Origin of the sequence: Vibrio sp. McD22-P3, from assembly GCF_021568915.1 — a bacterium.
Lineage (GTDB): Bacteria > Pseudomonadota > Gammaproteobacteria > Enterobacterales > Vibrionaceae > Vibrio > Vibrio mediterranei.
Map to the genome: position 1 here is coordinate 1 of NZ_JAKGTN010000019.1, position 26,137 is coordinate 26,137.

The following is a 26,137-nucleotide window of genomic DNA, read 5'->3' on the forward strand; positions in this document are numbered from 1 at the left end:
CAACAAATTGATTTTCTAGAAATCTAGACAACTCATTGTAAAATAAGCAGTTTTAGTTTTTAGGCGTAGCGTTCAAATCCCTATCTCTCCGCCACATTCAGAAAAAGCCGCTACTAAGTAGCGGCTTTTTTGCATCTAACGTTTCTATACACCTACTTAACAACACTTATCAAATATCCGCAGTGTGCTTACCTACAAACGTAAAGAAATGATGGTTTATACTGACTACGCAGCCGAGTCATGGCGTAAAGCTAGTATTAATAAAATAAGTATGTCGATTTAAGGTCATAGCGATTCCTTTCCCTGAAAACGCTCACATGAAATTGTGCGTCTTATATAAGGAATCTTGGCTTAAGAGTTTCTGGTGATACTTTTTGCACTGCGCAGTGCTTGAGAAGAAGCTGAAGTTGAAGTAATTGATATGGTTGGGGTTGAGCGGTTTTAAACTGCTCAACCAGACTTGCTAAACATTATGATGTTGCCTGTTCAGGCGCATCTAACACTTCATTGTTATTTTGTGCTTCTTGCTCCGCTTCCATCTTCGCACGTTCGGCTTTAGATATGTAACGCGGTTTATTCTTCCCTGCGCCATTCTTTTTAGCGTTCGCTTTTTTCATTCGCGCTTTATGAATCTGGTTGATTTTTTTCTTACGGTTCATCGCAGGTACTCATTGGTTCTGTGTTGGTCGTGCATCATACAGAGGTTATTGCCGTTAATCTAGGTGGTTCACATCGTCATTCTCTCCTTGGACATAACTTCCTAAATGGGTCGCAAACTGCTTGGCTTGAATCAGTGGAAGTACCGTAGACACAATGTCAGCTGGAAAGACTTTGTATTGATTGAGATCTTCAACATCAACCCAAGCTACTTGTTGAATGTACTCAGAGTCATTAAGTCCCTCTAGGTTAACTAGAGAAAGCTCTCCTCTCCATGACTCAACTAAATAAAACAACTCAACGTGGTAGCGATCGGATGAGGTCTCATGAAACTCCCGTACACACAATAACGGCCCGACGGTCACATCAAGCCCAGTCTCTTCACGAAACTCTCGCACTAACGCTTGCTTGGAAGACACATCCGAATCCTCAAGGCCACCACCCGGTGGAATCCAGTATTCTCCTGAGTATTGGTCGCGCACACGAAGCATTAGTATCTTATTATTTTGTAACGCGATACCTGCCGCTCTTATTCTGTGCTTCATTTGCCGCTCCTTTGCTGGTATGCCGCATCGATAAGTGACATGTGAATAGGAATTAAATCGCTATGCTCTGTTCGATAACCACCACCAACGACACAAGCGACAGGGATACCTTTATTTCGACAGTAGTCCAGCATCCATAAATCACGCTGGCATACTCCGTCCAAGGTCACTTGTAGATAGCCTAGTTCATCGTCCTCGTGAATATCTACACCCGCGTCATAAATAATCAGATCGGGTTGATGCAGTCGTATTGCTAGTTCAACCACTTGCTTGAAGCTTGCCAAGAACTCTTTGTCACTCGCACCTCGACTTAAAGGCACATCCATATCAGATAACGGCTTTCTCGCGGGAAAGTTCTTTTCGCAATGAAGTGATAGAGTCACTATTTGATCAGTACCTGCGGCAAGGGTCGCACTTCCATCGCCATGATGTACATCACTATCAACAATCAGTACTTTCTCCATCCCATGCTCTATTGCATTTTGCGCGGCGATAATAAGGTCATTGAACAAGCAGAAACCACTACCAAAATCGTAATGGGCGTGATGATAACCGCCACTTAAGTGAATCGCTAAACCATACTCCATCGCTTGTTGTGCTGCTAAACACGTCCCACCAGCTGAGATCAGTGTTCGTTGAATAAGCTGCTCTGTCCAAGGAAAGCCTATTCTTCTTATCTTCGCTGCAGGTAAGCTTCCTGTGACCAAACCCTCAACATAGTCTCTACAGTGAACCTGTTGCACTTGCTCTACCGTCAACGGGCTAGGTGTTTTTATGACAAAAGGAGATTCGGCCAAGCGTAAATACTTTCGCTCAACCTCTTCATACAGCAAACGGTATTTGTTGATAGGATAACGATGTCCTTCTGGCAATGGTAAATCAGAATAGATAGGGTGATAAATCAAAGGAACAACGTTGTTGTGCATCAGACGCTCTAGATTTCATTTATAATGGGAGCATCTTATCGTTAGGGAGCACATATGAAAACCGTATTCATTACAGGGGCAAATCGAGGTATTGGTCTTGCTCTTACCAAAAGATACCTTCAATCTGGCTACCAAGTACACGCCACTTATCGCAGTGCATGCAGCGCTAAGGAGCTGCTGTCTCTGGAGGTAAGTGAGTCAAACCTGTCTACATACTGCTTTGACGTCACCGATTATCCAACCTATCCGCAACTTCTCGCACAGTTACCCAACCTAGATATAGTAATCAATAATGCAGGCTATTATGGCCCCAAAGGCTACGGTTTCGGCAATACAGACATCGATGAGTGGCGCAAGGTGTTAGAAATTAACACCATCGCTCCGCTTAAATTGGTGGAAGCGCTGTATCCCAAAATTCAACGCTCCGCGGTTAGGAAAATTGCGTGCTTATCCTCTAAAGTTGGTAGCATGACAGAAAACACATCAGGTGGTGGGTACATCTATCGCTCCTCAAAAGCCGCACTGAACTCAGTAGTTAAGAGTTTGAGTAACGATTTAAGCCAAGAAGGTATTACCGTTCTGGCATTACATCCGGGTTGGGTTCAAACCGAGATGGGCGGTCCAAATGCTCTTATCTCAACCACAGAATCAGCATCTGGCTTGTTCAAGGTCATCGAAAACGCTGACTCCAACCAGTCAGGCCAATTTATTAACTTCAACGGTCAACCACTTCCTTGGTAGATCATTAGTCATTCGATATTAGCTGCGGCTCTTGGTCTTACTAGGCGCTTTTTTTCCTTTACTAAAACGTCGTTTCTTAAATGCCGGTCTCTCAACTTTGGGCAAATTTTTGAGAGAATCCGGCACAGGGCCTGACTTCACTTGTTGCATAAGCTGTTCAAGGCGGTTATTGAGCTCAGCCATAAATGGCGTATAGGACTGCGTTTTCTCAGCCATGCCTTGCAGCTGAAACTCCCAGTGGGCTGTCATATCAGGATAGGTCGATTCATCAGGTAGCGCATGAATTAAACCTCTTCCTGCAGAAGTGCTAATAACTGACTTGCCCTGACGATTAAGCAACTTGCGTTTAAAAAGTGTATCAAGAATACCCGCACGCGTTGCTTCTGTTCCGATACCATCGGTATCACGTAGGATTTTCTTCAGCGATTTATCCTCAACGAATCGGCTGATCCCGGTCATCGCCTGAAGTAATGTTGCCTCGGTGAAATGTCTTGGTGGCTCGGTTTTCTTCTCTGCGATTACACCTTCGCGACAGATGAGTTCGGTACCGACTTCCAAAGGCGGAACGGCATCTACGCCATCCTCTTGTTCGTTAGCAGAGTTCCCTAACAAGACTCGCCAACCAGGTTGCTGCAAGCGCTTGCCTTTAGCAATAAAACAGCCACCTTGAATATCGAACTCTAACATGGCTTCGGCGTAAACCGCGGCTGGATAAAACTGCATTAAATACTGACGCGCGATCAACCCATAGATTTTCTCTTCAAACCCAGATAGCACACTGCTGGTTTTCTTTGGTGTCGGAATAATAGCGTGGTGTGCATCCACTTTGCTGTCGTTCCACGCTTTAGACTTACGACTGCTGTCCGCGTCATCAACCGCCTGAGCATGCTCTCTGCTATTGTTCTTTATTGCACTTAGGACATCATTCGCTTGGTAAAAATGATCTTTAGGTAAATATCGGTTATCAGAACGTGGATAGGTAATAAGTTTGTGCTTCTCGTACAGAGCCTGACAAACATCCAACACTTGTTGCGCGCTCATATTAAAACGCTTGGCCGCATCAATCTGTAAAGCAGACAAAGAGTACGGTAAAGGCGCATTCTGTTTTGTCGACTTATGCTCTGACTTAGTGACTTTTGCTGGCTGTCCTTGAATTCGACTCGCGACATTTTCCACCAGCTTTTTATTCAGCACTCTTCCTTCTTCATCTTGCCATGGTTGGCAGGCTTCACTTGGTTTCCATTTGGCACGAATGTCAAAGGCCGCGTGCGAATCTTGGTAAGGAATCAAGGCGTGTAAAGTGTAATAGTCTTTGGGAACAAAGTTCTCGATTTCTTCATCACGACGAACCACCAATCCCAACACGGGTGTTTGTACTCGCCCAACAGATAACACACCTTGATAACCCGCCTTTTGTCCGAGAAGCGTATAGGCCCGAGACATATTCATCCCATAAAGCCAATCCGCTCGTGAACGTGCTAATGCCGATACCGAAAGTGGAATAAACTCTTGATTCATGCGCATAGAATTGAGCGCTTTTTTTACCGCCGGAAGGTTTAAATCGCTAATCAACAAACGCTGAGCAGTATCTTTCTTGGCTTTCGGAACCTTACAGTAGTCGATCACCTCATCAACCAGAAGTTGCCCTTCCCTATCTGGGTCTCCCGCGTTAACAATACTGGTCGCCGTTTTTAGTAGTTTCTTTACCGCAGTGAGCTGTTTTGAAGCACTTTTTCGAGGTCTGAGTTGCCACTGATTTGGCACGATAGGCAGATCATTCAGATTCCACTTTTTATAACGCTCATCGTAGGCATCAGGCTCTACCTGCTCAAGCAGATGACCAATACACCATGTGACCACATCACCATTTCCACATTGGATGTATCCGTCGCCTTTCTTTTGAGGGTTTGGCAAAGCGGCGGCAATAGCACGCCCTAAGCTGGGTTTTTCGGCAATAAAGAGACGAGTCATAGAGAAGGTCACAGGTATCTGAAAAAATAAAGGTAAGCTTAACTAAGCTTACCTTTAAGAATCAAGAAAAACTGTATAAATAGCCAGGTAAATATTCCGTTATAGAAACTTAACGTATTTATTTAAATCACGCTCTGGCGCTTTCATTGGTGTACATCCGGGCGTACCGACGTAGAGAAAGCCAACGATTTGATCATCACCCTCAACGCCAAACGCCCGACGAACGTGTTCATCAAACATCCATTTGCCCGAACGCCAAAATGCTTGGAAGCCTTGAGCCACAGCTGCCATTTGCATTGCTTGAACTGCACAGCCAGCAGAAAGATGCTGCTCGATTGCGGGTACCTTGTCATGTTGCATCACTTTCGCAATGACGGTGATGACTAGAGGAGCACGAAAAGGGGCTTTCTTAGCTTTTTCAATCACCGCCTCCTCACTGCCCGCTTGAGCAGCGGCATCACTTAGGATATCAGCCAGTTTCTGTCTGCCATCACCTTGCGCCAGCACAAACTGCCAAGGAGTAAGTCCTGCATGATCCGGAGCACGTAGGCCCGCTCTAATAATATTTTCTAACGCTTCTCCTTCAGGAGCCGGTTCTGATAGTCGAGCAATCGAACGCCTATTGAGTAACAGTTCTAGGGCATCCATAACACTTCCCTTTTTGTTTGTTGTAATAACGCTCATTATAACAAAACGTTAACGTCATGACAGCAAAAGTGAGAACTGTTCTCAATGTACTTTATAGCTTGGCAGCTAATTCGACACCTTGGCGAATCGCTCTAACCGCGTCCAGTTCACCAGCATAGTCAGCACCACCAATAACATGCAATTTGTCACCAAAGCTTTGCCACTGCTCTTCGAATGGTTTTACAGACTCTTGTCCAGCGCAGATGACCACTTTATCTGCGGGTATCAATTGCTCTTCACCTTTGACAGTAATGTGCAGACCTTGATCATCAATCTTGTTATAAGTCACACCACCTAAAAGATGTACACCTCTCTTTTCAAGGGTTTTCTTGTGGATCCAGCCTGTCGTTTTACCCGGGCCTTTACCTACTCTGCCTTCTTTACGCTGCATTACCCAGACATTGGTATCGGTCACTTCTTCCGGGAATGGGAATAGACCACCTGGATGCTCGATGGTTTTGTCGATGCCCCATTCGTGTAACCAGTCATCTAACGTCTGACCATGAGGTTCAGTAATCATGCTCGCAACATCGACCCCAATACCGCCTGCCCCCATGATCGCCACGTTGTCACCTACTGGTGTCTTATCGCGAATCAATGTTTGATAGTCGATGACTTTATCTTGGTTATCGATACCTTCAAGCTTGGGCATTCTTGGCTGAACACCGGACGCCATCACTACTTCATCATATTCGCGTAGCAGGTCAGACGTCGCTTCGGTGTCAAGATGTAGCTTGACGCCGGTCTCTTCAATACGGTTGGCAAAGTAACGGATAGTTTCTCTGAATTCTTCTTTACCTGGGATTTGCATCGCTAAACGGAACTGGCCACCAATGCGGTCACTCTTCTCGAAAAGATCCACAGAATGGCCTTTTTCCGCCAACATGGTCGCACACGCTAATCCTGCAGGCCCGGCACCTACAACGGCAATGGTCTTACTATTTACTGCCTTCTTGACGATTAAGTCCGTTTCATAACACGCTTGAGGGTTGACCAAACAAGTGGCGCGCTTGCCTTTGAATGCATTATCCAAGCACGCTTGGTTACAACCTATACACGTATTGATTAGTTGTGACTTGCCTTGCTCTGCCTTCGCGATAAAGTTTGGGTCGGCCAAGAAAGGTCTCGCCATCGAGACCATATCAGCGTGCCCTGATGAAAGTATCCGCTCGGCTTCTTCCGGTGTATTTATTCGGTTAGTCGTGATAACAGGCACATTGAGATAAGGACGGATTTTTTCGGTTACCCAGGTGAAAGCACCGCGAGGAACTTGAGTGGCAATCGTCGGTACTTTCGCTTCGTGCCAACCAATACCAGTATTGATTATCGTTACGCCAGCCTGCTCAAGCGCCTGGCCAAGCTGTACCACTTCTTCAAAAGTACTGCCTTGCTCGACCAGATCCAGCATCGAGAGTCGGAAAATGATAATAAACTCTTTACCCACAGCCGCTCTTACTGCTTTAACGATTTCTAACGGTAAGCGGATACGGTTTTCATAACTACCACCCCACTCATCGTAGCGAACATTGGTGCGCTTACAGATGAACTGGTTGATGAAGTAACCTTCCGAACCCATGATTTCAACACCGTCATACCCTGCTTCTTGCGCCAGTGATGCACTGTTTGCATAAGCGTCGATAGTCTTCCAGATTTGACGGCTGCTCATTTCACTAGGTGCAAAAGGAGAAATAGGTGATTTTATTTTCGATGCGCTTTGTGAAAACGGGTGGTAACCATAACGACCAGCGTGAAGAATTTGCAATGCGATTTTACCGCCATGCTTATGCACAGCCTCAGTAACAACTTTATGCGCTTTGGCATGTTTTGGCTTGCTAAATTCAGCAGCAAAAGGGGCAAGACGTCCGCGAAGGTTTGGCGCAAATCCGCCAGTGACAATCAAGCCTACTCCTCCTTTGGCTCGCTCTTCATAAAATGCAGCAAGCTTATGCAGTCCTTCCTTGTGTTCTTCAAGACCTGTGTGCATCGATCCCATCAGCACACGATTACGTAGTTGGGTAAATCCTAAATCCAGAGGCTTAAGTAAGTTCGGGTACATAGCAGACTTCACTTCCGTTGTTATAGTTGTGGTCTGACCAGAATATTATGTAAAGGTTAAAAAATCAAACTAGCGTTTACATTTTCTCAACATTATTAAAAATTTTTTCCTGAATATTTGAACTTAATCTAGTATGTTAAGTCTTTAATTTTTATTCACTTAAAACCTTGATTGAGTGATAGTGGCAACAAGCACGTACAATTACATTATTCATACAGCGAATCTGCCACGCCAACGCTACACTAGTAATTGATGTTTAGGGACAAAAACACTCACCAATTGGTGATGTGGAGAGATGATGAAAAAAGTATTTCGATTTATCGGTTTGATCTTCAAAGGGTTCTGGAAAGTCATTAACTTTACCAGACTTGCCATTATTAACCTGCTCTTCTTTGCTGTGATTGCAATGATCTATTTTGCTTTCACTCAAGTCGAACCTGCGCCAGCTACCGTCAAAAAAGAGTCAGCGTTAGTCCTGAACATTTCTGGGCCTATCGTCGAGCAAAGCAGTTATGTGAATCCTATGGATTCTGTCACTGGATCACTGTTCGGGCGCGACCTTCCAAAAGAAAACGTTCTGTTTGATATAGTAGATTCAATCCGCCACGCATCGACTGATGATTCTGTAAAAGGATTAGTGCTATCGTTGAGAGACATGCCGGAAACTAGTTTAACCAAACTTCGCTACATTGCTAAAGCGTTGAATGAGTTTAAGGCGACAGGCAAGCCTATCTATGCCTACGGTGCTTTCTACAATCAAAGTCAATACTATCTGGCTAGCTATGCCGACAAAGTCTACCTTGCTCCTGATGGTGCGGTACTTATCAAAGGCTACAGCGCGTACTCAATGTACTACAAGACGTTACTCGAAAAACTCGATGTGACAACTCATGTATTCAGAGTCGGTACTTACAAATCCGCGGTCGAGCCATTCCTTCGTGATGACATGTCTGATGCAGCGAAAGAGTCTGCCACTCGCTGGGTTTCACAGCTATGGGGCGCTTACGTAGATGATGTTGCCTCTAACCGTCAAATCGAAACCAGCGTTTTAACGCCAACCATGGATGAATTTCTTAAAGAACTAGAAGCTGCTGACGGCGATTTAGCCGCGTTATCTAAGCAACTAGGATTGGTCGACGAACTTGTTACCAAACAGCAAGTCAATCAGGCTATGGTCGAGGCATTTGGTAGCGACGGCGATGGTGGCTTTAACGCTGTGGGTTATTACGAGTACTTGGCATCCATTCCATATGACCTACCAAAGCAGCCAGATAACCAAGTTGCCGTCATCGTAGCGAGCGGCACCATCATGGATGGTGAGCAACCGCGTGGTACTGTCGGCGGTGATACAACAGCAGCCCTTCTCAAACAGGCTCGTGAAAACGACTCCGTTAAGTCAGTGGTATTGCGTGTTGATAGCCCAGGTGGAAGTGCGTTTGCTTCAGAAGTGATTCGCAACGAGGTTCAAGCGCTGCGCGATGCTGGTAAGCCTGTCGTAGTGTCCATGTCGAGTGTTGCTGCCTCCGGTGGTTATTGGATTTCTATGAACGCTAATAAGATCATGGCACAGCCAACGACCATCACTGGTTCAATCGGTATCTTTAGTGTGGTAACAACCTTCGAGAAAGGGTTAAACAATATTGGGATTAATACCGATGGCGTTGGTACATCACCCTTCTCAGGCGTTGGTGTAACCACAGGCATCAGTGAAGGCGCGTCAAAAGCATTCCAAATCGGCATCGAAAATGGATATAAGCGCTTCATTACGTTAGTCGCGAATAACCGCAACATGTCTGTCACGGATGTCGACTCCGTCGCGCAAGGTCGAGTATGGACCGGTAAAGACGCATTAGAGCGAGGCTTGGTTGACCAGATTGGCGATTTTGATGATGCTGTCGCTCTCGCTGCTGAACTCGGAGGTATGGAGAAGTACGATATCTATTGGGTCGAAGAACCGCTAAGCCCAGCGCAACAGTTCGTCCAAGATATTATGCAGCAGGTAAAAGTGAGTCTTGGACTCGACATATCTGCTTGGGTCCCACAAAGCTTACTGCCTGTCGCGACTCAGTTGCAACAACAAGCCAGTTTGCTGGAAAGCTTTAATGACCCAAAAGGCCAGTACGTACTGTGCTTGACCTGTAATATCCAGTAGGCATGCAGAGCTAACAAATTCATTTATCTAGAGCCACCAATCGGTGGCTCTTTTATTTGATTTGGTTATAATCGCCTGCATCTGTTCCCCTTGATAATAAAGCGATCCCTGGCATGACAAGAAAACACATCTATATTGCGTACACTGGCGGCACCATCGGCATGCAAAAGTCCGATCACGGCTATATTCCCGTCGCCGGTTTTATGGAAAAGCAACTGGCTAGTATGCCGGAATTCCATCGCCCTGAAATGCCAGAGTTTACTATTCACGAATACGAACCGTTGATTGACTCTTCAGACATGACACCTGCAGATTGGCAACAGATTGCTGACGATATTCGTGATAACTATGACAACTATGACGGCTTCGTTATTCTGCATGGCACCGATACGATGGCGTATACCGCATCAGCACTATCGTTTATGCTAGAAAATCTAGGTAAGCCAGTCATTGTCACCGGATCACAGATTCCTTTAGCGGAGCTACGTTCTGATGGACAAGCTAACCTTTTGAATGCACTGCACATTGCGGCTAACTATCCGATTAACGAAGTCACACTGTTCTTCAATAATCAACTAATGCGCGGTAACCGCAGTACCAAATCTCACGCCGATGGCTTCAACGCGTTTACGTCTCCAAACATGCCGCCGATTTTAGAGGCGGGTATCAATATTCAGTTAGGTAGTGGTGTAGAACTGAACAAAATGCCTGAGGGCAAGTTTAAAGTACACGACATCACACCACAGCCTATTGGGGTCATTACTATGTACCCAGGCATCTCACATGAAGTGATTCGTAACACGCTACTTCAACCTGTTAACGCTATGATATTGCTTACTTTCGGTGTAGGTAATGCACCACAAAACCCTGAGCTTCTCGCACACCTAAAAGAAGCCTCTGAACGTGGCGTGATTGTGGTCAACCTTACCCAATGTCTAGCAGGTAAAGTTAATATGGGCGGTTATGCCACTGGCTGTGCCCTAGCCGATGCCGGAGTTATCAGTGGTTTTGACATGACCCCAGAAGCGGCTCTAGCCAAGCTACATTACCTACTTAGCCAAAACTTGGGCTACGAAGAAGTTAAAGCCCAAATGTTAGAAGTGCTACGTGGTGAAATGAGTAAATAAATCCTTACTATTGATCGTTTTAAAAACGCAGCTAAGCTGCGTTTTTTGCCATTAGACTTTGGCTAACACTGCATCGGCCGCTTCTTCAATCAGATCCAACACCAACTCAAAGCCCTGCTCCCCTCCATAGTAAGGGTCTGGGATCTCACTATAGGATGAAGAGCCATGGCTAAGAAACAACGAAAGTTTGTATTTGAGATGTTGAGGACAACGTTGTTTAAGGTCGGCCAAGTTATCCTTATCTGCGGCTAGAATCATGTCAAAGATCTCAAAGTCTTCATCTGTCACTTGTCGCGCTTTTATTCCCGAAAACGAGTAACCACGAGCTTCGCCAGCGGCTTGCGCTCGCTTATCAGGGGCGTCACCGTGATGGTAGCCAATCGTCCCTGCTGAATCGATAAGGACCTCAACCCCTTGATTCGCTGCTCTAGAGCGTAATACCGCTTCACCCGTTGGCGAGCGACAAATATTGCCCATGCAAACCACCAATATCTTTTTCATCCTATTACCCCTGAACTTTGTCTTGTTTTTTTCTGTTTCTATTTCATTATCATATACCGAACACAGAGGACTAGCAGCTAAACATAAGGAATCACCATGTCACTCTCCGAAGAGCAAAAACAGGATCGTCATAAAGCACGACAACAGAAAGTAAAAGAAAACGTAGATAAAAAGATCGCCAACGCTCAAGAAGAAAAAGGTTTGTTGTTAGTCATCACCGGAAACGGTAAGGGCAAGTCAACATCTGGCTTTGGTACCATTGCTCGAGCCGTTGGTCATGGAAAGCAGTGCGCGGTTGCTCAGTTTATCAAAGGAACATGGGATAACGGCGAACGTAACCTACTCGAGAAGTTAGGTGTTGAGTTTCAAGTGATGGCAACAGGCTTTACTTGGGAGACCCAAAACAAAACCGCTGATACGGAAGCAGCTCAGTTAGTTTGGCAAGAATGTAAACGCATGCTTAAAGACGAATCACTTGATGTGGTTCTATTTGACGAACTGACCTACATGGTGAGCTACGGCTATATCGATTTGGAAGAAGTGGTAGAAGCGTTAACCAACCGACCAAAAATGCAGTCTGTCATTATCACCGGTCGCGGTGCTCACCGAACTCTCATTGACATTGCAGATACCGTTTCAGAGGTTAAAAATGTCAAACACGCCTTCGAATCAGGCGTAAAAGCACTAAAAGGTGTTGATTGGTGATGTTCTAGCCAATCGAACCAAAAGAGTAAAAAATGAGATGTAAGTCTCATTTTTTACTGTATACTGCCCTCCCGTTTGCTAGGGCACTTCGCATTGTTGCGTAATCTTCTAGCTATACACCAATACAAGCCGTCACCAAGGAACTGTGAACGACCCAAGGATTTGGACCAGCTGCAATCTCCACGCTTGTAAAGGGTATAAAAATGGGCAAATTTATCTTCAGTTACCACAATCAGTGGTTTCCTCAGCTTTCCGCTGTTTCCTCTTGGTCATCGTATTCCATGCTTAACTGTCTAAGCTACGGTGAGGTGACCCAATGTTAATGACTATCCTGTTTGGTTTTGTAGGCATTATCTCGCTGTTAACTATCGGTTTTATTTTCTCCGAAAACCGTAAAGCAATTAACTGGAATACCGTATTACGCGCACTCCTCCTTCAAACATTGTTTGCTGCTTTTGTTCTTTACATTCCTTTTGGTCAACATGTTCTTGGCGCGATGAGTTCTGGTGTTGCCAAAGTACTTAGCTTCTCCGACGTTGGTATTCAATTTCTATTTGGTGATTTAGCTTCTGAAGGCTTTATTTTTGCCATCCGTGTTCTTCCTATCATCATCGTTATTAGCGCTCTTATTTCGGCACTTTACTACCTTGGCATCATGCAAGCGGTTATCCGCGTACTCGGTGGTTTAATTCAGAAGTTCTTGGGAACAAGCAAAGCGGAATCGTTGGTGGCAACCGGCAACATATTCCTATCACAAGGTGAGTCCCCACTGCTTATTCGTCCTTTCCTTGCAACTATGACACGCTCGGAACTGTTCGCAGTCATGGCGGGCGGAATGGCGTCTGTGGCAGGTAGTGTTCTTGGTGGCTATGCCGGGTTAGGCGTAGAGCTAAAGTACTTAATCGCCGCAAGTTTTATGGCTGCGCCAGGATCCCTAATGATGGCTAAGCTTATCGTACCTGAGCAACAAACTCCGGTAGCTCATGACTCTGTCGACTTAGATACTGGCGATCAAAGTAATGTGATCGATGCCTTAGCAGCGGGGGCAATGAACGGAGTAAAAGTTGCGGTCGCAGTGGGTACGATGCTTATCGCTTTTGTCAGTGTTATTGCGATGGCTAACGCCGCTATTGAATCCATAGCGGAGCTGTTTGGTGCGCAAGGAATCACATTACAACTGCTATTCGGTTACCTCTTCGCTCCAGTAGCTTGGCTTATTGGTGTCGATCAAAGTGAGATGCTGATGGCAGGGTCATTTATCGGCCAAAAGGTAGTCATGAACGAATTTGTTGCTTTCATCGACTTCATTCAGCATCAAGCTAGCTTATCGGAGCACAGCCAAGTTATCGTTATATTCGCTCTTTGCGGTTTCGCCAACATTGGCTCTATTGCCATTCAGCTAGGGTCTATTGGTGTAATGTCACCGGAGCGCCGCTCTGACGTGGCAAGCCTGGGCCTTAAAGCCGTGCTAGCCGGTACGTTAGCCAACCTAATGAGTGCTTGTTTAGCGGGCATTTTCATTGCGCTTTAACGCAAGGTAAAACTATCTTCAGGGTAGCAGTTTAAAGTGTCAGCTTGTTAGTACTTTAAATCTGCTATCCTCGCCTTAATTCTTACTGACTCCTCTCCCAGCAACAACACTCTGTCACCCCATTTAGGTACAATCAGACAATCAACTTGGCGTGAAACTGTCGTCACAATTGGTTAAATTAACACAAACACAACATCTTGATAACAAGGAGGGTTTCATGGAAAGTGGTCGTTTGATCCTATGGATTGGTAGTAATGAGCACCGATTTATACTTGGCCAAAGTTCAACTCAACCTATCAAACAGTTAAAGCAAGACTGGGAAAATATCGAAAAGAGCCAACATGAGAGTAGCTATTCGATTACTCTGCAACATGACGGCTTGCCTACCCATGCTACTCACAACTTATACAAAACTATCACAATGGCCGCTGCCACAGCACTTATAGAATCATGGCAGCTTCTAGCAGTTGAGGAGCTCGAAGAAGAGCAAGATCTTGACTACCATTGGTAGCAACATCTCTAACGTAATTCGTTCCGCCAATACGAAAAATGCCAGCGTGATACACACTGGCATTGGCTTTACTTGTAGCTGGCTAGTTTAGTTAAACAGCCCTTTTAGTAGCCCATCGACGGCTTTCTTGGTCTTTTCATCTTTAATACCAAGACGCTCAGTCGCGCGTTCTACTTCTTTTTGAGCTTTCTGTTTCAACACATCGTCAAATACAAGAGCGAACTTTGGATCAGTCCAAGCGCCGGTCACCTTGATTGGAATCGTAACATCACGCAGCTCCGTAATGCTTTGACCACCTTGCCCTTCCAATGTCCCTACGATAGAAGTGCGCACCAAAAAGTCGACCGTCTCATTAATGTAATTCGCAGATCCTTCACCTTGAATACGCAATAGCGGCGATTCTGCTGACATATCTTTGGTGGATACGACACCTTTGGCTAGCTTGAGTGTAGCTTTCATCGCGCTAAAGTCGGTTTTCTTAGGCCCTTTTTCAGCTTCAACTGACTGACCTTTAAAGCGAGCGTAATTTTCTCTGATAATCTGTGCAACGTTGATACCATTGACGGCACCATCAGCAAAATTGATCTTCACCGTACCCGCTAGATTTTTCTTAATACCCGTTGGGGTCAAGCTCCTACCTGTAACATTCACATCGATATTGCCGGTGCCTTCGAGCATGTCGTTGTTAGCAACATCTTTTAAAAGCGGTTGTACTTTTACGCCTTTAATGCGCTTCACGGCACTGTAAGACGCTGGTGATTTACGCGCATCCAGTTTTGCTTTTGCTGTAATTGATCCGCTATACAGTTGAGAACTAAATGACGTTAGTTCTGCTACGCCACGATTAACATAAAAGTCGGCTTTTACTTTCTGCATGTGCGCATTAGCCGCTTTAAACTTATCAATCGTTACACTGCCTTTTACATCCAAGCCTTTAAGTGCACTTAAGTCAGGTTCTACCTCTTTCACAGGTGCAGATTTGCCTGAAGAAGCGGTTGGCTGGCCACCAGCATTGGCTGTTTTATTGCCGGTCTGAGTTTGGTTTAATCCTAAGAACTCATCAAGATCAATATTAGGACTATGTAGTGAGAAGCGAACTTTCGGGATATCAGCCAATTGAACCGTCGCCTTCCCATCTAGCTCCATTTTATTGAGTGATAGTTTTTGAAGCACAAAGTTCAAGAAGCTCTTCTTAAGATCAAAGCTAAGATCTGATGACATACCAACTTTCATTGGAGACTGAGGTAGTGGTTTACCCTCTAAGGTAGAGTCAAGTGTCAACGCGCTTAACTTAAGCATGGTCATCGCTTTATCAATTTCAAATGATGTACCACCTTTGGCATCGAAACTAAGATCTGGCGTTTTACCTTTAACCGCAAACTCAATACTGTTTGGTTTATCAAATTCGAATGTCGCTACCGTAAGTTGAGCTTGCTCAACATTATTAACCGTATCTTGATATGTAGCATCGAACTTGATGTTTTTCAGTGCGTACTCAGCAAAGTCCTTGCTCAACTTAAAGTCTGCAGTACCTTTAGCAGTAAAACTCTGGTCGTTGTTTTGACCTTTCAAATCAAAGTCGGCTGTAGTCCATTGGTCTGCTGCGAACTGAGAGACATTTAAACCGACATCATAAAGCTTGGTGAATGACCCTGTTTCTTCGTTAGAAATCTCAAGTAACGCATTGGACACCGTCACACCAGAAAGTGAAATGCTCCAACCTTGTGCGGCAGACGCGGACGACGTAGTCTCAGGCTCGGTCGCTGCCTTATCGGCTGGGGTTGCAGATTCAGCCTCTTTGCTAGCCGCAGTCAACGCGTCCAAGTTAGACGTTCCGTCTTTTAATGTTTCTAAATGAACTTGCGCACCATCAAGCGTCACAGAACCAATTTCTAGGGTTTTATCGAGCAGAGGCATCACCCCAACACTCACGCCCACTTGGCTGACACTGAATAGATTGGGATTCTTAAAGCCCTGAGGATTCTTAAGATTTGTTTGACCAAGTTCAAATCCAAGTGAAGGGAAGAACTGCCAACTGATGTCACCGCTTATTTCAAGTTCTAGACCAGTTTGTGCCTGAACCTGCTCAGTTATCATAGGTTTGAACTGATTAGGGTTTACAAACATCACCAAGGCGGCGATAGCGACGACGATAAGCACAATCGGGATCGCCAAGATAAGGAGTAGTTTTTTCATTCGCATCTTCCTTGCAAAGCGGAAAACAAAAAGTGGCACATAAAGTGCCACTAATCTATTAAAAAATAAAGCAATTTAAACGTTATACGTGCACCCGTTCAGTATAGAACAGTTTGGTTACTTATAACGTAAGAATTCAATCCGAATATTGTAAGGATTACGCTTTTAACAGCTTTGCGATGTGTGCTTTGAGTACATCGATCGCAATACGGTTTTTACCGCCACGTGGAACGATAATATCAGCGTACTGTTTTGACGGCTCAATAAACTGCATAAACATAGGACGAACCGTTTTTTGGTACTGCTGAAGAACGGATTCCATGGTACGTCCGCGCTCTTCAACATCACGTTTAACGCGACGCAGTAGGCAGATATCAAGCGGAGTATCCATAAATACCGTCGCATGCATTAGCTTGCGAAGACGAGGATCAGTCAGAAGAAGAATACCTTCAAGGATGATGACTTTCTTTGGTGTCATCGACGTAGTGTTATCAGTGCGAGTATGTTCGGAGTAGCTATATTCTGGCACTTCTACCGCTTCGCCTTGAATCAGCTTTTCAAGATGGTCGCAAAGCAAGTCATGATCCAGTGCACTTGGGTGGTCGTAGTTCGTTTTTACACGCTCTTCCATACTCAAATGACCTTGGTCATTGTAGTAACAATCTTCCGTGATCACTCCGATTTGATGGTCGCCTACCTTCTCGCGAAGTTCGTTATAGATTGTGCTCGCAATGAGGCTTTTTCCGGAAGCAGAAGCGCCAGCGATACCTACGATGACACATTGATTATTATCAGACATTCTTTGCACCTAGTACATATATGGTGGTGAGGACAAAACCGGGTAATTATATGGACATCAACCCTTAGATACTAGTCGAGATCTCACTTATTTGATGCCCAATTTTGCCCTCGCTCAAGAAATAGGAAATTGCAATCGATTACTTCATTTTACAAAGTAGAAGGCAATAAGAAACCGAGCTCACAACTAGCTCGGTTTCTCCGTTATTCCACCATTTTGAACAAGATGGATTCCGGTTTAGCTTTTCCATTCCAATACAGGTCTGCACATACTCTTTCAGCCAATTGTGTGTAGATTTGAGCATGTTCACCTTCTGGGTTAGACACCACAGTTGGCGCACCATTATCAATGGATTCTCGAATATCAATATGAAGCGGAACTTGGCCCAGCAGGTTAAGACCGAATTTCGAAGCCATCCATTCAGCACCACCTGCGCCAAAAATATGTTCTTTCGAGCCACATTGGCTACAAATGTGATAACTCATATTTTCGACGATACCCACCACAGGAACAGACACTTTTTCAAACATAGCGGCACCTTTGATAGCATCTGCTAGCGCTAAATCTTGTGGGGTGGTGACAATCAATGCGCCAGTCACCGGGATCTGTTGAGACAGGGTGAGTTGGATATCGCCAGTCCCTGGCGGCATATCAATCACCAGATAATCAAGTTCTGGCCATTCGGTTTCATTAAGCAGCTGAGCTAACGCTTTGGATGCCATCGGACCGCGCCAAATCGCCGCATCATCAGAGCTAATAAGGTAACCGATAGATTGAGTATAGATGCCGTGCGCCGCAATTGGTTGCATCCACTTTCCGTCACGGACTTCGGGATGCGCATTGATTTGCCCAAACATCATCGGAATAGATGGCCCGTAGACGTCGGCATCGAGAATACCTACCTTCGCCCCAAGCTTGCTGATGGCAAGCGCTAGGTTGACCGCTGTTGTCGATTTCCCGACCCCTCCTTTTGCGGACGTGACCGCTATGACGTTCTTCACGCCTTTGATTTCTGACGCCACCGTAGTTTCTAGTGCTTTCACTTGGCTTGATACAGAAAACTCAAATGCTGCCACTTGGTTTGATTGTTGCTGCGTTTTAATCCAAGTCGTCAGCTCTGAAATCAGTGATTGATTAGCGAAAGGTAACGTAATCTGAAATTCACCAGATGCCGATACAGACACTACATCCGGTGACTCGCTCCAACCCAGTTTTAGGTTTTCCCCGTGAAACTCCCCGAGCCACTGGCAAAAATCTTGTTTTGATTCGAACGTGCGCATCTTGCTTTCCTTATTATTTTTTAGTCCTGTTAAGATTAGCATTACGTCGCCAGAACCAGAACCCCAAAAAAGTTATGGGGATTGACTCTGGATACCTTGGAGTCATGACAGTCATCATGTAGTATTAGCGAATATTTTACTCTGAATAAAGAAAGCGAAACTAAAGTATGGCAACCGATCCAAGAAACCTTAACTCAAGGAAACTGTTGGTCACTTGCGCGCTACCGTACGCTAACGGTTCTATTCACTTAGGACATATGCTTGAGCATATCCAAGCGGATATCTGGGTGCGCTACCAACGTCTACGTGGCAACGTAGTAAACTTCATTTGTGCTGATGACGCTCACGGCACACCAATCATGCTGAAAGCTCAGCAGATGGGGATCTCGCCAGAAGAAATGATCGCTGCAGTTAGCGAAGAGCACCAAAAAGATTTCGCTGGCTTCGATATCAGTTTTGATAACTACCACAGCACGCACTCAGAAGAGAACCGCGAGCTTGCATCTCACATCTATCTGGAATTGAAAAAGAACGGCTTTATTTCTAGCCGCACTATTTCTCAGTTGTTTGACCCAGAGAAAGAGATGTTCCTCCCAGACCGTTTTGTTAAAGGTACTTGCCCTAAGTGTAAGTCTGAAGACCAATACGGTGATAACTGTGACAACTGTGGTGAAACATATAGCCCAACAGAACTTATCAACCCTAAGTCTGCGGTATCCGGTGCAACACCAATCATGAAGGATTCTGAGCACTTCTTCTTCGACTTGCCTCAATTTGAAAGCATGTTGAAAGAGTGGACTCGATCTGGCTCACTTCAGACTGAAACTGCAAACAAGATGCAAGAGTGGTTTGAATCTGGTCTACAACAGTGGGACATCTCTCGCGATGCACCGTATTTCGGTTTCGAAATCCCTGGCGAAAAAGACAAGTTCTTCTACGTGTGGCTAGATGCACCTATCGGTTATATGGGTTCATTCAAAAACCTATGTGACAAGCGCGACGACTTAGACTTTGAAGAGTACTGGAACAAAGACAGTAGCACTGAGCTTTACCACTTCATTGGTAAAGACATTGTTTACTTCCACAGCTTGTTCTGGCCTGCAATGCTTGAAGGTTCTGGTTTCCGCAAACCAAACAACGTATTCGTTCACGGCTACGTAACGGTTAACGGCGCGAAAATGTCTAAGTCTAAAGGTACATTTGTGAAAGCAAGCACTTACCTTGACCACCTAGACCCAGAATGTCTACGTTACTACTACGCTGCAAAACTGAACAGCCGTATCGACGATCTTGACCTTAACCTTGAAGACTTTACGCAACGTGTAAATGCCGATGTGGTGAATAAGATTGTTAACTTGGCTTCACGTAATGCAGGTTTCATTACTAAGCGTTTCGAAGGCAAACTTTCTGAAAACTTCGCTGAGCCAGAGCTATACAATGAATTTGTAGCCGCTGCTGATCGCATTGCCGAGTTGTATGAAGCTCGCGAATTTGGTCGTGCAATTCGTGAAATCACCGCACTTGCTGACAAAGCAAACCAATATGTTGATGAAAAAGCACCATGGGTTGTCGCGAAAGAAGAAGGCAAAGACCAAGAGCTACAAGATATCTGCTCTGTTGGTATCAACTTGTTCCGTGTGCTGATGACTTATCTCAAGCCTGTAATGCCTGCTCTTGCTGCTCGCACTGAAGCTTTCCTAAACGAAGAGCTATCATGGGATGGCATTGCGCAGCCACTCACTGCTCATGAGATCACTAAGTTCAAGGCTCTGTTCAACCGTATTGATCCTAAGAAAGTAGAAGCAATGATCGAAGCGTCTAAAGAAGACGCAGCGGCAGAGCAAGCTGCGAAGGAAAAAGCGGAAGCGGCTAAGACTGAAACTGAACTAAGCAAAGACCCAATTGCAGAAGAGATCGAGTTTGATGCTTTTGCTAAAGTTGACATGCGCATTGCTCGTATCATCTCCTGCGAAGAAGTGCCAAAAGCAAACAAGCTATTGAAATTCCAGCTTGATATTGGTGGTGAAACGCGTCAAGTATTCTCAGGAATTAAGTCCGCGTATAAGCCAGAAGAGCTTGAGGGTAAGCTAACCGTGATGGTTGCAAACCTAAAACCTCGCAAGATGAAATTTGGCATGTCTGAAGGCATGATCTTGGCTGCAGGACCAGGTGGCAGCGATCTTTGGATACTTGAACCGCATGAAGGCGCACAGCCAGGTATGCGAGTGATGTAACCGACTCTTTTATGACTAAAAGCCAGCCTTCGCGCTGGCTTTTTTTGTGACAGAATTCACACAAAATGTGCATTTGCACCAATTAGTCGCACTCCCATTGACTGGCTTATATATAACTCATTGTTTTTAAATGAATAATCAATTGGCATTGAGCTTGCTGAGACATAGACAGTAGATATTGTTCGACAAAGGAGGTCGTTATGTTTGTATTACTGTCTCTACTTCTATCTTTAGCCATTCTTGCAGCTATCTATCGATATGCCAAAGTCACCGAGGCAAAAACTGAGCGTAAATATCAACTCATCGTTCATTTACGTGAGTTAGTCACATTAGTCAGACAGCACCGTACCGCTACTCACTACACATTGATGTTTGAGCAGAAGAAGAATAAGCAGCTACAGAAAATTGAAGTCGCAATGGAAGAGTGCTGTCTTGCATTGACTGACATTGCTCACTTCGACAACAAGCCTATGTACCGTGTGCTGCACAGCAATATTAAGCTATTAAGTCGTTCTTGGAAGAAACACAGCGTCAACAAAAACCAAATTGTACATGGCAAGCTCATCCGCCAGACATTACTGCTGATTGATGACATTCTGGTTGCTTGGTTGATGGCTGTAGAAAGAGAGGACTTAGAACAAGAGTATCGTACTCTATGGCAAAGTGTTATTGACTCGCTTGATTGCCTAACTCAGTTAAGACTTTGTATAGATAGCATTGACTCTGAGCTCGGCAAACAACGCGCCTTGCATTACTGCAATCAAATCCATCGCAAGGTTAACCAACTTAGCTTAGTAGGTCCGCTGTCTATTCCCTCTCCTATGTACAGCACTGCCATAGGGAAAATAGAGGCGTTGATTGACCATCCGAAAGCCGAGCTCGATAAAGAATTTATGTATCAGCTCATGTCGGAGCTCTCTGAACTTATATTCACCAACTACGATGGCATCATTAAAGAGCTAGCAGAAGAACTATACCAGCCGATTCCCAATTCGGTCATCGTCTGAAGCTAGACTTGCACTCACAAAAAAGGCCACGATTGTGGCCTTTTCATTTTTAACTGTCGTCTTCGGTAAAATCCGTCGGAAGAGTGGTCTTCATCTGATTCCAGATCTGACTACTCTCAATACCATAGTGACGAATAACCAACGGTAATTTGTCTCTATTACCCGTTTGGCAAACATCTAGAAGCTCTTTATAGAAGTTAAGAGCCAAGGCACGTGCTTCTGGATTCGAGAAGTAGTAGCTACCTACACGATCATAAAGCTTCTTAAGACCGTTAAATATCAAACCATAGATTTGGTTCCCAGAATGGAATGCTAGGCGCTGGAAAAGCATGTAATCATAGAAGTTGAAAGTGCGAGCTACCAGCATGGCTTGGCGCTTAGCTTCATCTTTCTCACCTTCATCTTTTACGTTCTGTTTGATCTTGTCAGCGTATGGGGAAGAAGCAACAAACTCGTCCCACGACTCCGCTTTCAACAGACTCTCACAAGAATCAATCACACCTTCAATCGTGCGCTCAGAATTCTCTTTATTAGCTTTAAACGCATAGCGCATGAAGATTGGACTGATGTTCGTTCTCGCTGCTAACAAATCTTCTACGATAGAAGTCGCGTTATCCGCATCAAGAGTCATCAGCGTATCTAGGATATGAAGACCAGACGTCTCCATAAATTGATTCACTTTTGTTGGCTTGCCATGTTGGATCGTCAACCAACCATCTCTTGCTAGGCGCTGTAGTACTTCTCGAAGCGTGGTTCTTGTTACCCCAATTAGTTCAGATAGCTCTCGTTCAGCTGGAAGAATGGAGCCAGGAGGAAAACGGCCATTCCAGATGCTCTCAATAATATACTTTTCAGCGAACCCTGCTGGGCTCTTCGCCTTAATTACCATTATGGGGTGTATCCAATCATTTTATTTATTCGTGTATAGAACTCATCATACCACTACTTCGAGAATTTGGTAAACCTACACTACTTATATCTGTAACAATACCAAAATAGAGTAAATATTCCATTTTAACAATTTTCTCAGCATAACCATTTATAGGTACGAGGCATAAGTATTACATATATATTAATGTTCTATTAACCTCAAACCCCTTATAGATTATGGTTATTCAACCTATCATAGCCAAAACTAATCAATACGTTTTTATCGAGTATTAGGCGCAAATCACGCTAAAAAACATACTTTTTTGAAGGCTATGTTTCGAATACTATCCATGAGTCATGTTTTAGGTGGTCAGCCACCTAGAGGCTAAAAACGCAACTATTGTATAGGTCTATGTTTTGCTTATTACACATAGATCGCGTTTTTAACAAAAAGTAGAAATTTACCAATCTGAATTTGTAATTTTTGTTGACTATATCTTACCGAAGAGTAGAGTTTCGGGCGAAGCAAGGAGTGCTTAGCAACTGAGGGACTTGGCAAGTGAACAATGATCTCCACTCCATGTAAGCATTGTTCGTTTACTAAGTTTTTTAAGTTAGATATTTTGGAAGCCCTCTCAAATACTCTCGTACCCTTGCATTTGTCGATTAATAACAACATAAGAGTATTACTATGCCGATGTCTTTAGGAAATGCTTTTATCAAGAACTTTCTTGGTAAGGCTCCCGATTGGTATAAAGTAGCGATCATCGCTTTCCTAATTATCAACCCTATCGTTTTCTTCTTCATTGACCCGTTTACCGCTGGTTGGCTGTTGGTCATTGAGTTCATTTTCACGCTTGCTATGGCGCTAAAATGCTACCCATTACAGCCTGGTGGCCTACTTGCAATCGAAGCCGTTGCAATTGGGATGACCAGCCCGGGTATGGTGAAGCATGAAATCGTCAACAACATTGAAGTTCTATTGCTTTTAGTGTTTATGGTTGCCGGTATTTACTTTATGAAGCAGCTTTTGCTGTTCATCTTTACCAAAATACTTCTCGGTATCCGCTCTAAAACAATGTTGTCTCTCGCATTCTGTTTCGCAGCCGCTTTTCTGTCTGCGTTCCTAGATGCTCTGACCGTTATCGCTGTTGTTATCAGCGTAGCTGTAGGTTTCTACTCGATTTATCACAAAGTCGCGTCTGGTCAACCTAGCAGTTCTTCTCATGACCATACTCAAGATGAACACTTATCTGAACTAACTCGTGATGACTTAGAAGATTACCGCGCGTTCCTACGCTCGCTACTTATGCACGCTGGTGTTGGTACCGCACTGGGTGGCGTAATGACCATGGTTGGTGAGCCACAGAACCTGATTATTGCCGATCAAGCAGGTTGGCTGTTCGGTGAGTTCATCATGCGAATGCTGCCAGTTACTGCGCCAGTATTCGTTTGTGGCCTTATTACTTGTGCACTTGTTGAGAAATTCAAGGTATTTGGCTATGGCGCCAAGCTACCAGACAACGTTCGTCAAATCCTTGTTGATTTCGACCGCGAAGAACGTAAAACACGTACTAAACAAGATGTTGCTAAGCTTTGGATTCAAGGTGCTATCGCAGTTTGGTTGATTGTTGCTCTTGCAATGCACTTGGCCGCTGTCGGTCTTATTGGCCTGTCTGTGATTATTCTTGCAACGTCTTTTACCGGTGTTATTGAAGAGCACTCAATGGGTAAAGCGTTTGAAGAGGCACTACCATTCACGGCACTACTTGCAGTGTTCTTCTCAATTGTTGCTGTAATTATTGACCAAGGGCTGTTCAAGCCAATCATTGATGCTGTACTGCATATCGAAGACAAAGGTACTCAGTTGGCGCTGTTCTATGTTGCGAACGGTCTGTTGTCGATGGTATCTGATAACGTCTTCGTTGGTACGGTATATATTAACGAAGTGAAAACAGCATTGGTCGAGGGTGTCATTGACCGAGCGCAGTTTGACTTATTGGCCGTCGCTATCAACACAGGTACTAACCTACCTTCAGTAGCAACACCGAACGGACAAGCAGCCTTCTTATTCCTGCTTACGTCTGCTTTGGCACCACTTATTCGTTTGTCTTATGGCAAGATGGTAGTCATGGCCCTGCCATACACTATCGTTCTCGCTTTGGTCGGCTTATTTGGTATTGTTTATCTCTTAGAGCCAATGACCGCGATATTCTACGATCTAGGCTGGATTACCGAAGCCACAGGCAAGGTAATTGAGGCGAGTGTCTCATCTGGGCACTAATTTTTAGTTGATTGTGAAACTAATCCGCGTTAAAAAGCTCTGAGTATTCAGAGCTTTTTTATTTCAACAAGGACGTATCAGTGACGGTTCTTTCCAACATCAAAGCATTTTCCAAAACTCGTTTGTCTTGGGGCCTGCTTTTTATCTGCACCATTTTCTTCGAGCTTTGTGCCTTATTCTTCCAACATGTTATGCAGCTTGGTCCATGCGTGATGTGTATTTATGAACGGGTTGCCATGTTTGGTATTACCGGTGCTGCGCTAATAGGTATGATCAATCCGAAAAATACGGTAATGCGTTGGATTGGATTTGGTGCTTGGGGTGCTTCGGCAATCAAAGGATTAACATTGGCGCTTGAACACGTGGACTATCAGTTCAATCCATCACCATTCAAGACCTGTGATTTGTTCGTCACCTTCCCAGATTGGGCACCTTTAAATCAATGGGCTCCTTGGTTATTTGAAGCCTACGGTGACTGTTCTAAAGTCGTATGGCAGTTCCTGACACTATCAATGCCACAATGGCTGGTGATTATCTTTGCAGGTAACTTAGTTGCACTGGCCATCATCATTATCTCCCAAAGCGCAAAACTGTCTGGCTCCAGAGCTCGTGGTTTTCAGTAACGCTTTTCGGTAACTAATTGATAAAACAAAGCCTCCAAATTGGAGGCTTTGTTTCTTATGGTTGTAAGCGATTACTGACCACAGCACTTCTTGAACTTTTTGCCACTACCACAAGGACAAGTGTCATTACGGCCCACGTCTTTAAACGGGTTAACGGTTTGAGATTGATGTCCAATCATCATTTCATCAGCCGCCATACCTACTTCGTGTATCATCGCATCTAACTGTGGTAGAAATTCCGTTAGTTGTGGTAGCTTTTCATACCCTGCTTGACGCATTTCGTTATGCGTCTGCTCTTCATCAATAGCCAGCATAAACGTAGTTAACAGCGCTTGAAGCATGCGCTGCGTGCCATCTGCAAACTGCTTGTTAATCCATTGCTGTTCAACAGTAGGCCACACAGTCATAAACCCTTCGGCTACGTCTGCTAACTGCTCAGTATTACTGCCAATAAAATCCGTAAGATGGTAATGAGCGGTCTTCAATTGGGCGTATTGGGCATTTAGATGATCTACAATCCATGCTTCTTGGTCAGCCGAATAGTCGCCGACCACATTAGCTAACCAGCTTTCCGGCTTTAATGGTTCGACCGCAAAGTTTGCCGCCAAGATTGCGCCTTCAATAAATGCACTAGACTCACCTGTCCAATCAGCAGGTAGCTCGATGAATTTCATACGTTGATCTTTTATCTTAAAAATTTGCAGCAAGTATATTTGGCTACGTCGCTGAACTCA

22 protein-coding genes are annotated in these 26,137 nt (G+C 44.6%); 10 read left to right on the plus strand and 12 right to left on the minus strand.

Translation table 11 applies throughout. The features are described from left to right. Positions 1–470: 470 nt before the first annotated feature. The 3 genes from L2W36_RS20195 to L2W36_RS20205 are packed head-to-tail and all read right to left on the minus strand — an operon-like array spanning position 471 to position 2,128. Positions 471–659, minus strand: a complete 189-nt coding sequence (locus L2W36_RS20195) for a DUF2986 domain-containing protein (protein WP_006070058.1) — start codon at positions 657–659, stop codon at positions 471–473. A gap of 54 nt (positions 660–713) precedes the next feature. After that, positions 714–1,202 (minus strand): NUDIX domain-containing protein, encoded by a 489-nt coding sequence (locus L2W36_RS20200; RefSeq protein WP_006070057.1) that lies wholly within the window; start codon positions 1,200–1,202, stop codon positions 714–716. Beyond that, positions 1,199–2,128 carry a histone deacetylase family protein gene (locus L2W36_RS20205; protein ID WP_031494006.1) on the minus strand — a complete coding sequence of 310 codons (930 nt, stop codon included), beginning with the start codon at positions 2,126–2,128 and terminating at the stop codon, positions 1,199–1,201. The genes L2W36_RS20200 and L2W36_RS20205 overlap by 4 nt, the downstream gene beginning before the upstream one ends. A gap of 54 nt (positions 2,129–2,182) precedes the next feature. Between L2W36_RS20205 and L2W36_RS20210 the strand changes: the two genes are divergently transcribed. Next, positions 2,183–2,869 (plus strand): SDR family oxidoreductase, encoded by a 687-nt coding sequence (locus L2W36_RS20210; RefSeq protein WP_236111319.1) that lies wholly within the window; start codon positions 2,183–2,185, stop codon positions 2,867–2,869. 18 nt (positions 2,870–2,887) lie between these two features. Here L2W36_RS20210 and L2W36_RS20215 read toward each other — a convergent pair whose 3' ends face one another. The 3 genes from L2W36_RS20215 to L2W36_RS20225 all read right to left on the minus strand — a co-directional run bounded on the left by L2W36_RS20215 (position 2,888) and on the right by L2W36_RS20225 (position 7,583). After that, complete coding sequence (locus L2W36_RS20215) at positions 2,888–4,840, minus strand: DNA topoisomerase III (RefSeq protein WP_171389956.1); 1,953 nt, start codon at positions 4,838–4,840, stop codon at positions 2,888–2,890. A 99-nt stretch (positions 4,841–4,939) separates the two neighbouring features. Next, positions 4,940–5,488 (minus strand): NAD(P)H nitroreductase, encoded by a 549-nt coding sequence (locus L2W36_RS20220; RefSeq protein WP_236111320.1) that lies wholly within the window; start codon positions 5,486–5,488, stop codon positions 4,940–4,942. 91 nt (positions 5,489–5,579) lie between these two features. Further along, positions 5,580–7,583: an NADPH-dependent 2,4-dienoyl-CoA reductase gene (locus tag L2W36_RS20225; RefSeq protein WP_236111321.1), complete on the minus strand. Its 2,004-nt coding sequence runs from the start codon at positions 7,581–7,583 to the stop codon at positions 5,580–5,582. Between the two features lie 298 nt (positions 7,584–7,881). Here L2W36_RS20225 and sppA point away from each other — a divergent pair, with 298 nt between their 5' ends. Beyond that, complete coding sequence (gene sppA / locus L2W36_RS20230; RefSeq protein ID WP_236111322.1) at positions 7,882–9,735, plus strand: signal peptide peptidase SppA; 1,854 nt, start codon at positions 7,882–7,884, stop codon at positions 9,733–9,735. A gap of 113 nt (positions 9,736–9,848) precedes the next feature. Beyond that, complete coding sequence (ansA, locus tag L2W36_RS20235; protein WP_031493949.1) at positions 9,849–10,862, plus strand: asparaginase; 1,014 nt, start codon at positions 9,849–9,851, stop codon at positions 10,860–10,862. A 51-nt stretch (positions 10,863–10,913) separates the two neighbouring features. On the opposite strand, the gene L2W36_RS20240 is transcribed toward ansA, so the two are convergent. Further along, the gene (locus tag L2W36_RS20240) at positions 10,914–11,363 is read right to left on the minus strand and encodes a low molecular weight protein-tyrosine-phosphatase (RefSeq protein WP_006070049.1); all 450 of its coding nucleotides are present in this window, start codon (positions 11,361–11,363) and stop codon (positions 10,914–10,916) included. A 96-nt stretch (positions 11,364–11,459) separates the two neighbouring features. Between L2W36_RS20240 and cobO the strand changes: the two genes are divergently transcribed. The 3 genes from cobO to L2W36_RS20255 all read left to right on the plus strand — a co-directional run bounded on the left by cobO (position 11,460) and on the right by L2W36_RS20255 (position 14,110). Continuing rightward, the gene (gene cobO, locus L2W36_RS20245; protein WP_038229460.1) at positions 11,460–12,068 is read left to right on the plus strand and encodes a cob(I)yrinic acid a,c-diamide adenosyltransferase; all 609 of its coding nucleotides are present in this window, start codon (positions 11,460–11,462) and stop codon (positions 12,066–12,068) included. A gap of 322 nt (positions 12,069–12,390) precedes the next feature. After that, positions 12,391–13,599: a NupC/NupG family nucleoside CNT transporter gene (locus L2W36_RS20250; protein WP_038229686.1), complete on the plus strand. Its 1,209-nt coding sequence runs from the start codon at positions 12,391–12,393 to the stop codon at positions 13,597–13,599. Positions 13,600–13,816: 217 nt separating this feature from the next. After that, complete coding sequence (locus L2W36_RS20255) at positions 13,817–14,110, plus strand: hypothetical protein (protein ID WP_236111323.1); 294 nt, start codon at positions 13,817–13,819, stop codon at positions 14,108–14,110. 87 nt (positions 14,111–14,197) lie between these two features. On the opposite strand, the gene L2W36_RS20260 is transcribed toward L2W36_RS20255, so the two are convergent. The 3 genes from L2W36_RS20260 to apbC form a co-directional block, all read right to left on the minus strand. After that, on the minus strand, positions 14,198–16,306 hold the full coding sequence (locus L2W36_RS20260) for an AsmA family protein (RefSeq protein ID WP_236111325.1): 2,109 nt from the start codon (positions 16,304–16,306) through the stop codon (positions 14,198–14,200). A gap of 157 nt (positions 16,307–16,463) precedes the next feature. Beyond that, positions 16,464–17,105: a uridine kinase gene (gene udk / locus L2W36_RS20265; protein ID WP_006070044.1), complete on the minus strand. Its 642-nt coding sequence runs from the start codon at positions 17,103–17,105 to the stop codon at positions 16,464–16,466. 203 nt (positions 17,106–17,308) lie between these two features. Next, positions 17,309–18,385, minus strand: coding sequence for an iron-sulfur cluster carrier protein ApbC (apbC, locus tag L2W36_RS20270; protein WP_006070043.1), 1,077 nt, complete (start codon positions 18,383–18,385; stop codon positions 17,309–17,311). 167 nt (positions 18,386–18,552) lie between these two features. On the opposite strand from apbC, the gene metG reads away from it, so the two are divergent. Beyond that, a complete protein-coding gene (gene metG / locus L2W36_RS20275) occupies positions 18,553–20,619 on the plus strand; it encodes a methionine--tRNA ligase (RefSeq protein WP_062457845.1) in 2,067 nt (688 codons plus the stop codon). Positions 20,620–20,819: 200 nt separating this feature from the next. Beyond that, positions 20,820–21,626 (plus strand): hypothetical protein, encoded by an 807-nt coding sequence (locus L2W36_RS20280; protein WP_236111327.1) that lies wholly within the window; start codon positions 20,820–20,822, stop codon positions 21,624–21,626. Positions 21,627–21,675: 49 nt separating this feature from the next. On the opposite strand, the gene fadR is transcribed toward L2W36_RS20280, so the two are convergent. Continuing rightward, complete coding sequence (gene fadR / locus L2W36_RS20285; protein WP_006070040.1) at positions 21,676–22,515, minus strand: fatty acid metabolism transcriptional regulator FadR; 840 nt, start codon at positions 22,513–22,515, stop codon at positions 21,676–21,678. A gap of 672 nt (positions 22,516–23,187) precedes the next feature. On the opposite strand from fadR, the gene nhaB reads away from it, so the two are divergent. Beyond that, positions 23,188–24,780, plus strand: a complete 1,593-nt coding sequence (gene nhaB / locus L2W36_RS20290; RefSeq protein ID WP_038229448.1) for a Na(+)/H(+) antiporter NhaB — start codon at positions 23,188–23,190, stop codon at positions 24,778–24,780. 80 nt (positions 24,781–24,860) lie between these two features. Then, positions 24,861–25,403: a disulfide bond formation protein DsbB gene (gene dsbB / locus L2W36_RS20295; RefSeq protein WP_006070038.1), complete on the plus strand. Its 543-nt coding sequence runs from the start codon at positions 24,861–24,863 to the stop codon at positions 25,401–25,403. A gap of 71 nt (positions 25,404–25,474) precedes the next feature. Here dsbB and L2W36_RS20300 read toward each other — a convergent pair whose 3' ends face one another. Then, positions 25,475–26,077 carry a YecA family protein gene (locus L2W36_RS20300; RefSeq protein ID WP_236111329.1) on the minus strand — a complete coding sequence of 201 codons (603 nt, stop codon included), beginning with the start codon at positions 26,075–26,077 and terminating at the stop codon, positions 25,475–25,477. Between the last annotated feature and the right edge of the window lie 60 nt (positions 26,078–26,137).

Bases quoted from the DNA above. Each gene is read 5' to 3' on its own strand.
- L2W36_RS20280 (WP_236111327.1), top strand. From the start codon at position 20,820: ATGTTTGTATTACTGTCTCTACTTCTATCTTTAGCCATTCTTGCAGCT.
- metG (WP_062457845.1), top strand. From the start codon at position 18,553: ATGGCAACCGATCCAAGAAACCTTAACTCAAGGAAACTGTTGGTCACT.
- L2W36_RS20240 (WP_006070049.1), bottom strand. From the start codon at position 11,363: ATGAAAAAGATATTGGTGGTTTGCATGGGCAATATTTGTCGCTCGCCA.
- ansA (WP_031493949.1), top strand. From the start codon at position 9,849: ATGACAAGAAAACACATCTATATTGCGTACACTGGCGGCACCATCGGC.
- fadR (WP_006070040.1), bottom strand. From the start codon at position 22,515: ATGGTAATTAAGGCGAAGAGCCCAGCAGGGTTCGCTGAAAAGTATATT.
- L2W36_RS20250 (WP_038229686.1), top strand. From the start codon at position 12,391: ATGACTATCCTGTTTGGTTTTGTAGGCATTATCTCGCTGTTAACTATC.
- apbC (WP_006070043.1), bottom strand. From the start codon at position 18,385: ATGCGCACGTTCGAATCAAAACAAGATTTTTGCCAGTGGCTCGGGGAG.
- L2W36_RS20200 (WP_006070057.1), bottom strand. From the start codon at position 1,202: ATGAAGCACAGAATAAGAGCGGCAGGTATCGCGTTACAAAATAATAAG.
- nhaB (WP_038229448.1), top strand. From the start codon at position 23,188: ATGCCGATGTCTTTAGGAAATGCTTTTATCAAGAACTTTCTTGGTAAG.
- L2W36_RS20260 (WP_236111325.1), bottom strand. From the start codon at position 16,306: ATGAAAAAACTACTCCTTATCTTGGCGATCCCGATTGTGCTTATCGTC.
- L2W36_RS20210 (WP_236111319.1), top strand. From the start codon at position 2,183: ATGAAAACCGTATTCATTACAGGGGCAAATCGAGGTATTGGTCTTGCT.
- udk (WP_006070044.1), bottom strand. From the start codon at position 17,105: ATGTCTGATAATAATCAATGTGTCATCGTAGGTATCGCTGGCGCTTCT.
- L2W36_RS20225 (WP_236111321.1), bottom strand. From the start codon at position 7,583: ATGTACCCGAACTTACTTAAGCCTCTGGATTTAGGATTTACCCAACTA.
- cobO (WP_038229460.1), top strand. From the start codon at position 11,460: ATGTCACTCTCCGAAGAGCAAAAACAGGATCGTCATAAAGCACGACAA.
- L2W36_RS20220 (WP_236111320.1), bottom strand. From the start codon at position 5,488: ATGGATGCCCTAGAACTGTTACTCAATAGGCGTTCGATTGCTCGACTA.
- L2W36_RS20255 (WP_236111323.1), top strand. From the start codon at position 13,817: ATGGAAAGTGGTCGTTTGATCCTATGGATTGGTAGTAATGAGCACCGA.
- L2W36_RS20300 (WP_236111329.1), bottom strand. From the start codon at position 26,077: ATGAAATTCATCGAGCTACCTGCTGATTGGACAGGTGAGTCTAGTGCA.
- L2W36_RS20215 (WP_171389956.1), bottom strand. From the start codon at position 4,840: ATGACTCGTCTCTTTATTGCCGAAAAACCCAGCTTAGGGCGTGCTATT.
- sppA (WP_236111322.1), top strand. From the start codon at position 7,882: ATGAAAAAAGTATTTCGATTTATCGGTTTGATCTTCAAAGGGTTCTGG.
- L2W36_RS20205 (WP_031494006.1), bottom strand. From the start codon at position 2,128: ATGCACAACAACGTTGTTCCTTTGATTTATCACCCTATCTATTCTGAT.
- L2W36_RS20195 (WP_006070058.1), bottom strand. From the start codon at position 659: ATGAACCGTAAGAAAAAAATCAACCAGATTCATAAAGCGCGAATGAAA.